Genomic DNA, 382 nt, shown 5'->3' on the forward strand with positions numbered 1-382 from the left:
ATATGCCATAACTTTTTTAACTCAAACTATATCTTATGTGCAAGATTAAATTCAACTAATTATATTTCACTGATAAATTTAATGTCTATGATGAAACCATTCTTTGGAGTCAACATCAACCAGTTAGCAAACAATCGGGTCAGATAAGCTATATTGAAAGATTTAATTGAACTCTCAAGACAAAGGTGTGCAAGACTTGTAAGGAAAACGCTTTCATTTTCTAAAAAGCTAACTAATCATGTTGTATTAATAAAATATTTTATCTACAAAAATCTATTTTGAATGAAACTAATCATCAATTAAATGAATTAAATTTTTAATCGAATTAGATAAGTTTATTGAAATAGCCTTATCTATTTTGCAATAACAAATTTAAATACAG

The 382-nt window shown here is 25.1% G+C and carries 1 pseudogene; it reads left to right on the forward strand.

The window, feature by feature from the left end:
- Positions 1-59 precede the first annotated feature (59 nt).
- Positions 60-282, forward strand: a pseudogene (locus tag TY19_RS12480) (IS1 family transposase); the annotation flags it as partial.
- Between the last annotated feature and the right edge of the window lie 100 nt (positions 283-382).

This window comes from Candidatus Protochlamydia sp. R18, from assembly GCF_000648255.1.
In the GTDB taxonomy this organism is placed as follows: Bacteria; Chlamydiota; Chlamydiia; order Chlamydiales; family Parachlamydiaceae; genus Protochlamydia; species Protochlamydia amoebophila.